Source organism: Microvirga sp. P4_G7 (assembly GCF_056401005.1).
On record NZ_JBFUKD010000093.1, the window covers coordinates 1 to 8,657 of the forward strand.

The 8,657-nt window shown below is 58.5% G+C and carries 7 protein-coding genes; 3 read left to right on the forward strand and 4 right to left on the reverse strand.

The genetic code is table 11. The features are described 5' to 3' along the window. Nucleotides 1-110: 110 nt before the first annotated feature. The gene (locus AC1DT3_RS06655; protein WP_477464465.1) at nucleotides 111-2,057 is read left to right on the forward strand and encodes an ATP-binding protein; all 1,947 of its coding nucleotides are present in this window, start codon (nucleotides 111-113) and stop codon (nucleotides 2,055-2,057) included. Here the strand turns inward: AC1DT3_RS06655 and AC1DT3_RS06660 are convergent. Both AC1DT3_RS06660 and AC1DT3_RS06665 read right to left on the reverse strand, forming a co-directional pair. Continuing rightward, nucleotides 2,043-2,690 (reverse strand): class I SAM-dependent methyltransferase, encoded by a 648-nt coding sequence (locus tag AC1DT3_RS06660; RefSeq protein ID WP_477464466.1) that lies wholly within the window; start codon nucleotides 2,688-2,690, stop codon nucleotides 2,043-2,045. The genes AC1DT3_RS06655 and AC1DT3_RS06660 overlap by 15 nt on opposite strands. Before the next feature lie 22 nt (nucleotides 2,691-2,712). After that, nucleotides 2,713-3,228: a hypothetical protein gene (locus AC1DT3_RS06665; RefSeq protein WP_477464467.1), complete on the reverse strand. Its 516-nt coding sequence runs from the start codon at nucleotides 3,226-3,228 to the stop codon at nucleotides 2,713-2,715. Nucleotides 3,229-3,744: 516 nt separating this feature from the next. On the opposite strand from AC1DT3_RS06665, the gene AC1DT3_RS06670 reads away from it, so the two are divergent. Next, on the forward strand, nucleotides 3,745-4,578 hold the full coding sequence (locus AC1DT3_RS06670) for an aldo/keto reductase (protein ID WP_477464468.1): 834 nt from the start codon (nucleotides 3,745-3,747) through the stop codon (nucleotides 4,576-4,578). Nucleotides 4,579-4,610: 32 nt separating this feature from the next. On the opposite strand, the gene AC1DT3_RS06675 is transcribed toward AC1DT3_RS06670, so the two are convergent. After that, nucleotides 4,611-5,771, reverse strand: a complete 1,161-nt coding sequence (locus AC1DT3_RS06675) for an adenylate/guanylate cyclase domain-containing protein (protein ID WP_477464469.1) — start codon at nucleotides 5,769-5,771, stop codon at nucleotides 4,611-4,613. Nucleotides 5,772-6,176: 405 nt separating this feature from the next. Between AC1DT3_RS06675 and AC1DT3_RS06680 the strand changes: the two genes are divergently transcribed. Further along, on the forward strand, nucleotides 6,177-7,247 hold the full coding sequence (locus AC1DT3_RS06680; protein WP_477464470.1) for a helix-turn-helix transcriptional regulator: 1,071 nt from the start codon (nucleotides 6,177-6,179) through the stop codon (nucleotides 7,245-7,247). An 18-nt stretch (nucleotides 7,248-7,265) separates the two neighbouring features. Here AC1DT3_RS06680 and AC1DT3_RS06685 read toward each other — a convergent pair. Beyond that, the coding region (locus AC1DT3_RS06685; protein WP_477464471.1) for a putative Ig domain-containing protein at nucleotides 7,266-8,657 on the reverse strand (1,392 nt) is incomplete at its 5' end.

Genomic DNA, 8,657 nt, shown 5'->3' on the forward strand with positions numbered 1-8,657 from the left:
ATCGCTGAATCGCTGAGAACGCGGCGTCATCCGCCCTCGCGCCCAAGACGCGTCACGCCTACCTGCTCGATGTCATGTCGCATTTGATTCGCGATCGCGGAAAAAGCCCTTTGGTTATTCTCTTTGAGGACCTCCATTGGCTCGATGAAGCGAGCGAAGGTTTCGTCGAGACAATCTGTACCGCCATTTCAGGTACGCAAGTTCTCCTCATCGTCAATTATCGACCGAATTACTCTGCGCCTGGGATGAAGAGGAAAGATTTCACTCAGATCCTGCTCGACGATCTGGGGAGCGATCAGACCAGGGTGTTGGCGGAAGCGCTCATCGGACCCGACGCTGCCCTCGCCGAGCTGCGTGAGCGGGTTGCCGAGCGTTGCGGCGGAAACCCATTCTTTGCGGAAGAGTTGGTTCATTCGTTGGCTGAGAACGGCCGACTGGTGGGAACAACGGGTCATTACCGCCTGGTTGCACGATCAAGCGACATCCCATTGCCGGTCACAGTTCAGGCGGTCATTGGAGAGCGCTTGGACAGGCTTGCCATCGCAGACAGGACCGTCATCCAAGTGGCTTCAGTCATAGGCAAGGAAGTGCCTTACGCGGTGCTTGCGGAAGTACTCGGTGGCGCGCGGTTTGAAACGGACGTTGTGCTCGATCACTTGTGTTCGGCGGAGCTGCTGAAGGTTCTCCATAGCCCCGAAGGCACTCAATATGCGTTCCGGCATCCTCTCATTCAGGAAGTGGCGTACGCAGGACAATTGAAGGCGCGAAGAAGCCGGCTTCACGGATTGGTTGCCCCGGCGATGGAGGCATACTATCGCGAACGGCGAGATGAAGCCGCCGGGCTCATATGTTTTCACTATGAGGCGGCCGGCAACCTCGCGGCCGCGGCCCAATACGGCAAGCGGGCAGCCGAATGGATCGGATCGATGCACCCCGCGCAGGCGATCAAGCAGTGGCAGGACGTCTTGCGTCTTCTTCGTGATCAGCCCCGCTCGCCCGAAAATGCGTCCCTTCGAACGCTCGCCAACGCTCAGGTGGCCTGGCTTGGCTGGCGCGAGGGTATGACTTCCGAACAGGCACAGCCCTTCATTCAAGAGGMGCTCGTCATAGCCCGCGCAACCGATGACTCCATGATCCCTCTGTTGCTGTTCGTCGAAGCGCGAATTGGTGGCGCGAGCGGTGGCCCGGCCGACGACTATGTCGCCCAGGTGAAGAAGGCTCTGACGATTCTTTCCGGAGCGGACCAGGGGCGCGCGGCAACCCTCTTTGCCTCACTTTGCCAGGCCTATGGTTGGGCAGGGCTCTTCAGGGAAGCCTTGCAGGCGAACGACGAAGCGATGATCCGCTTGCCCCATGTGACCGATTTCGACAACCGCTTCCTGGGATACAGCGTGGAGCACTGGACGATCAGTCTCCGCGCACGAATATTTGTCCATATCGATCGCATTGACGAAGGCCGAAAGTGGCTCGACCATATGCTCGCAATCGACGACGGCCTGATCGATCCAACTGTGCAGTTCATAAGTCACCTAGGCTACGTCGATCTCGCCTGGATCACCGGAGACGCTGAACTTGCGGCTACGCACGCCGCGCAAGTCATGGAAATCGCCGCCCGTCATGGTACGCCGTACTTGCGCGTCTTCTCCCACGCCTGTGCAGGCATTGCGATGACGATAGCGGGCCAAACCGCTGATGCCGTCAGAGAATTCGAGGCGGGCCTCGCGTTCATGCAATCTGCGAGGGCCGCCGTCGACTATGAACCGGACATGCTCGCTGCCTTGGCCGAGTGCCTGGATCAGGCAGGATCTTATGGCAAGGCCCTCACCACAGCTGAGCACGCAATTCGCATATCGCGAGAACGTGCAGCGCGGCTTCCTGAATGCCGCGCTCAGATCGTTGCAGGAAGTGCACTCTTGAAGCAATTCGGTGTATTGCGTTCGGTCGAAGCAAGACGTCATTTCGAGACGGCAGAGATGTTGATCGAGGTCACGGGCGCGACGGTCCTAGAGCCCCGGCTTCGATTGGCGAGAGGATTGCTCGATTCAACCGCGTCCTGAGCTCGAGCGTCTGACAAGCAAGGTGAATTCGCTCATTCCGTAACCGTCAATCAGTGAAACATCTGCACCGAATTCGCGCCGACAGTATTCCGCCCAACGCTCCGCCGACGCACAATACAGGCCCGCCATGACTTTCTGGCCGCCCCGCGGCTCCGATACGAAATTGACTGCGAAGCCGAGTCTGCTTGTGGAATTCATGTCGCAGAGCGACGTTTCGACGAAGCGCTCCCATTCCTCTCGCGGCTGTGTGAGCATCACGTTGAATATGCCGCTCGCTATACTGTAGTCGGCGATACGAGGGCTCCTATGTCCGTGATGAAAGCGCACACGCTCCAATGGCCACAGTTTGGTTGCCTTTCTGACCATCGCCTTCGAGAGATCCACGCCGAGATAGTCGATTTCGGCTTTTGGATGTCGTCGTGCCAGAACGCCGACGAGGGCGCCATACCCGCACCCGACGTCATTCAACGATAAGGGTCCATCGAGATCGCAGAGTTTCAGCAGCTTGATGAATCGAAGCTCCTGGGTCGGTTCACAGCTCCAGTCCACACCGAGAGGAGTGGCGCCGAAACGCCGAACTCTTCTCGTGTAATACGCATCGACATCCCGATAGAGATCATCGAAACTTTGCACCGGCAATTCCGATCGCTCCAGATCATTTTTTCGACGAGCGGCCCGCGGGTTTAACTTCCGCAGCATCAGATCTTGGGCGCATTGGAAGGGACACCACGATGTGTTCCTGCTCGACGTAGAAGGGACCGGTCGACGATTTCCGAACGATTACGCGGCGCCCGTCGTCTCCTCGCGAATCATGGGCTTTGAAGAACATGGGAGTCGGGCGCGACGATGTCAGATTCTCAATGATGGTATTCATGATCCGGTCGTGTCCGTTTTCCTTCGCGGTATCGGACTCGTACGAGCTCAGATCGTCAATGAGGGAAAGCCACCGGTTTTTCGCCCGTGCATTCCAGAAGCCCCCAAGGTTCAACAGCGCAAAACAATTTCGCAGCGATCGTCCCTTCTGGAACAGTTGAAACTCTTTTTGGAGAACGGCCAGTTCGTCAATACCCCCGAAGGCCTCGCCAGGGCCCTGCGATGGTCCGAAACGCAGATTTAAGAGATCCAGCAAGCCGGAAATGTAAATATCGTCCTCTTTCATAAGCCGGCCCATTATCTTCTCCCTGAGGTTTGAGATTTATTCGAACGCTTACTAGCGGCTCTAATTCCGCGGGACGTTACCACTTAGGTCGTACAAATCGGCTTTGAAATCGGAAAGCCTGAACGCGGGACTACAGCGTATATCTGTAGTATGCCATGTATTGGACTAAAGAAAAGATGAATTCTATTACACCGATGTGTACCCTTCACGGGTAGTTCAGTCGCGAGTTCTACCGTTCGTACAGTTCGTCGACGACGGCGCTCACGCATCTCTTCGGCGCTGTTGCCCATCTGCTCCGGGATCGCCGTCAGCACGGTTGAGCAGCGGGCGCGACGCCTCTTTGATTTCATTTCAAAGGCGTTCATCCCGCCGACGACTATCGCCGGGTGCCTCCTATCCCATATGAGGAAGCGATAGACGCAAGGGCCACCCCAATCCGCCTTCTACACAACGCAGCATCGGCAAGGCTGTTGACAATTCGTTGGGATCTGGCGCCCACCGCACACCGCTTCCTAAGGAAACTCTTCAATGCACTTCGTTACAGCCAATAGCGCCGCCGTCCCAGCACTCGGCTTTGGAACCTTCCGTCTGCCCGGTCCTGATACTCTCCGTATGGTGCCTCAAGCGCTGAAAGTCGGCTTCCGGCACATCGACACCGCCCAGATCTATGGAAACGAGGCGGAAGTCGGTGACGCAATCGCTGCTTCGGGTGTCGCGCGTAGCGAAATCTTCCTGACCACCAAGGTTTGGGTGGCCAATTACGCCCGCGACGCTTTCATTGCGTCGGTTGATGAGAGTCTCAAGAAGCTCAAGACTGACTATGTCGATCTGTTGCTGTTGCATTGGCCGAACGACGCCGTACCGCTCGCCGATCAGATCGGCGCGCTCAATGCGGTGCGCCGTGTGGGGAAGGTCCGTCATATCGGCGTCAGCAATTTCAACACGGCGCTCATGAACGAGGCTGTACAGCTATCTGAAGCGCCGCTCGCCACGAACCAAATCGAAATCCATCCATATATCGATCAATCCGTGGTGATAGCGGCTGCCCGCCGCGCCGGTCTTTCCGTCACGGGCTACTACGCCATGGCGGACGGCAAGGTATTCAACGATCCGCTTCTTCAGGATATCGCAGATCGCCATCGCAAATCGGTCGCTCAGATCGTCCTGCGTTGGCTGGTGCAACAGGATGGCGTCATCGCCCTCTCGAAAACGGCCGGTGAGGCGCGCGCTGCCGAAAATTTTACAATTTTCGACTTCGAACTCTCGGACGATCAGATGAAATCTATTCACGCGCTGGCTCGCGGCGACGGCAGAATTGTGAACCCACCTGGCCTTGCCCCACAATGGGACGCGGCGGCATAGGGCGTCGTTCGGCAAGGGCGCCCATCGGGACGCTAGAGTGCCAATGCAAACAGCTCGCGCTCTTCACTCACGCCACGAAGAGCGTGACGACCAAGGGATTTCGCTGACTGCGCGCTTGCGGCCGCAACGCTGGCTGAAAGTATGACATTGCAGCCGAGGGGTTCGCAAAGCGCTTCCATGCGGCTGACCTCGTTCACGGCGGGACCGATCACCGTAAAATCGAGCCGGTTTGCGGCCCCGATATTGCCATAGAACACGTCGCCGAAATGCAGCGCCACGTCGAGATCAAGAGGTGTAGCGTCAGCGTGATCGAGATTGACCATTTCGTTGCGTGCGATCGCCGCTCGCGCTGCCCGCACGGCCGCTGCGCAGGCCTCTTCTTTCGTCCGATCTTCCGCGACGAGGAACGCGGCCATCAGACCGTCGCCGAGGAACTTCAGGACCTCTCCGCCGTACTCGACGACGGGCTCCGCCATTGCCTCGAGATGCTGATCGAGCCTATGGATTAGTTGTGCGCCCGACCGATCGGCGAGTGCTGTAAATCCCCGCAAATCGGCGAACAACAACGCGGCCGTCAATGTCGTACCGGATCCCCTCTGTATCTCACCGCTCAGAACACGGCGGCCTGCAGAGAGGCCGACATACGTGTCCAGCATTCCAACCATGACGTCGAGAAGCGTCATCCGGTAAGACGCCAGCGCCAAAGCCGGTAACACGGAATCGATGCTAGCAACTTCGTCCTCTGAGAATCCGCCGTTCCGGTCCGTCGAGAAAGAAATGGCGATCCCCAGCAGCGCCGGAGCACTCGCGTTGTCGAACGGAACCAAGCGCGCCAGATAGTCCCTTCCACCTTCGGCTTCGATGTCATCGAAAAGCGCAAAGCGATCGGGCTCGGCTTTACTGAAATGCCAGTGGCGCGCTGTCTGCCCTGATCTCAGCATGTGCCCGAACGGACTCACTTCGAACGCGTCGCGGTTGCGTTCGTGCGAGACGCCGTCGACCGTGGTGCCAGCCGTTCGCGTCCACGTGTGGCTGTAGACGCGAATGGTGGGATTGACCGTCGGCAGGGCCAGGAAAACCCGCATGAGAGGTATCCCCGAGGCCAGCAATTGTTCGACGAAGCCGTTCAGCAACGTCGCCACGCTCGTGCCTCGCAGCCCTTCGCCGATGATCCAACGTTCGAGTTCTCTCATTTGCTTCTTCCGGGGTCTCGGTGAATTCGCGCTACGAAGGGGCGAAGCCAACCGCCTTTCGGTACGTCGATTGTGATTAGCGCGTCCGATCGAGAAATCCACTTATCGCGATTGCCCTGCCGCCGACGTCTCGACTTCGCGTGGCGTCGGCGCATCGCAAGTCTTGTCAAGACGCGCAACACAATTACGGTCGAAATCTGGCGATCAAGCCCTCGTGAATTAAAAACCCTTTGGCGCAAGGAAATCCCAGAGTATTTAGATCTCTCAGTACTTAGATCAGTCCGAGGCCTGGGATCTTGCTTCCACGGACTTGGGCGTTGACAATGCAAGAAGCGAAACGCTGCGAGCAAAGAACAGTCTGCTGATGGGGGCAGCCTCCGAATGATATCGAAGACGACCTCGGGCGTGATCGAGATGATTTATCGCGCCTCCGTCGAGCCGGAGGTGTGGGAACAGGTAGCCACCGAAATCGCTGGCATCGTCCACGGATCCTCGACAATCTTCATCCACGATCGGATCTCGTCGGATGTACAAGTCTTGTCGCGCCACCAGATGGAGATGGCGGCGATTGAAAAATATCGGGCACATTTCGCGACCAGCAATCCGATCGTTCCGAGAGCTCTTGAAAAACCACAGGGAACAGCTCAACCGATCGAAGGCTTGATCCGACGCGACGAGTTCGACCGCCACGAGTACTACAACGACTGGTTCAGGCCACTCGACTTTCACTACTGTACGGGCGTGCTCCTGAGCGTCGACGAGCGTACTACAATATTCCTCACTTTCTTCCGCCCGAAGAGCGATGGCAACTATTCCACCGCCGCGCAACGGGACATGGAAGCCCTCGCGCCCCACCTTCGTCGGTCCGTGACGATTGGGCGGCGCTTGGATGGGCTCAATGCCGGCGCAGAAGCTGGGCGTCTTGCCTTTCAAGCACTCGGGACAGCCGCTTTCAGCCTCACACGGGCAGGGGTTGTGCTCGACCTCAACCCCGCCGCGGAGGAACTCGTCCGATCGGATCGGGTTCTGCGCATCGCATTCGGCCGCCTCGCCAGCGTCGTAGAGCAGCGCCCCCCCTTGTTGAGACAGATCGAGGAAGTGATCGACAGCCGGCAGGCCCGGACCGTATCGCTTGCCCGCCGGGACCAGCCGACACCGCTCGAGGCAATGCTCATCCCTCGCGTTGCCCAAGGGTTTCTGGGCGGCGAGCCCTCGGTAATGATGATCCTCAAGGCACCCCAGGTTCTGACAGAGCGGAGCCTCTCCCATGTAGGTGATGCTTACGGACTAACCCCGGCGGAAAGACGCCTGCTGCAGGCTCTTGCTGGTGGTGAAACGGTCGCGGCCTATTGCGAGCGTCAGGGTGTGAGCCGCAACACGGTCAAGACGCAACTCAGCAGTCTGTTCGGCAAGACAGGCGCGGCACAACAATCGGATCTCGTACGTCTCGTTTATTCGTCGGCCCCCCTGGCGTAGTACGAGAATCGTCCGCGTCTAGATGATGTAGAAATCCTTGTAGGTCATCTTCAGGTTCTTGGAGAGCGTTCCAATCTGGATCTGCTTCGCTGCGCCGTTTCCATCCGCATCGTAATACAGCGCGCCCGTCTTCTTGTTGTAGATGATGCGGTCGCTCGCATCGTGAGCTTGCGCGCCCAGATGGAATRCGTCCTTCTTCAGTGCACCCTTCTTCCCCAGCGCCTTGAACACGGTTTTCGCGAGATGGATCGTATCGTCCGCAACCGAAAAATCGACGACTCGATCGATATTGTTCTTCGAGGGTTTGGTATCAAAGACGAACGTGTCTTTGCCGCCTAGCCCGAAGAGAGTGTCCTTGCCCGCCTTTCCGTAGATAACATCGGAGCCGGCGCCGCCCTTCAATGTGTTGCTGCCGGAAGTCCCCACGATGGTCTCTACGGCCACATCTCCAACGGAGATGACGAATGTCCTTTCCAGGGACAACCCGGCATCGTCGACGGCGCGAAGCGTGATCCGATGTGCTTGCGCGCTTTCATAGTCGATCATCGCGTTCGACGCGATAACGATACGACCGCCCTCGATTGCGAACCGGCCGCCCGCATCGTCGATCAGACGGAAGTCAAACGTATCACTGTCGATGTCGAACGCTGAAAGTGCCCCGACCACTGTTCCCCTGGCGCTGTTCTCCACCACCGTCGCATTAGAAAGAAATACATCGCGCGGCGCATCGTTCACCGCAGTGACATTGAGCGCAAAGGTCGTGTCGGCGCTGAGCGTCCCGTCGGACGCAGTCACCTTGATCGACAGCGAACCGTTCCAGTCCTGCGGAGGCGTTCCACTGAAGGTGCTGGTCGTCGCGTTGAATGTCATCCAAGCAGGCAATGCCGAACCGTCGGCAAGTGTCGCCGTCAGCGCCAAGCTGCTGTCGACGTCGACAAAGGTSCCMGSCGGGAKTTGGTARCTCCACGGYGTRTCCTCCGCCACGCTCTGCGCAAGCGGCGCCACGGCGACCACGGGAGCGTCGTTCACCGCGGTGACGGTAAGCGCGAAGATAGCATCGGCGCTGAGCGTCCCGTCCGAAGCAGTCACCTTGATCGACAGCGCACCGTTCCAATCCTGCGGCGGCGTTCCGCTGAAGGTGCCGGTGGTCGCGTTGAATGTCATCCAAGCCGGCAATGCCGAACCGTCCGCAAGTGTCGCCGTCAGCGTCAAGCTGCTGTCGACGTCGACGAAGGTGCCAGCCGGGAGTTGGTAACTCCAGGACGTATCCTCCGCCACGCTCTGCGCGATCGGCGTCATGGCGACCACGGGCGCATCGTTCACCGCGGYGACATCGAGCGCGAAGATCGCATCGGTGCTGAGCGTCCCATCCCTGGCGGTCACCTTGATCGACAGCGCGCCGTTCCAGTT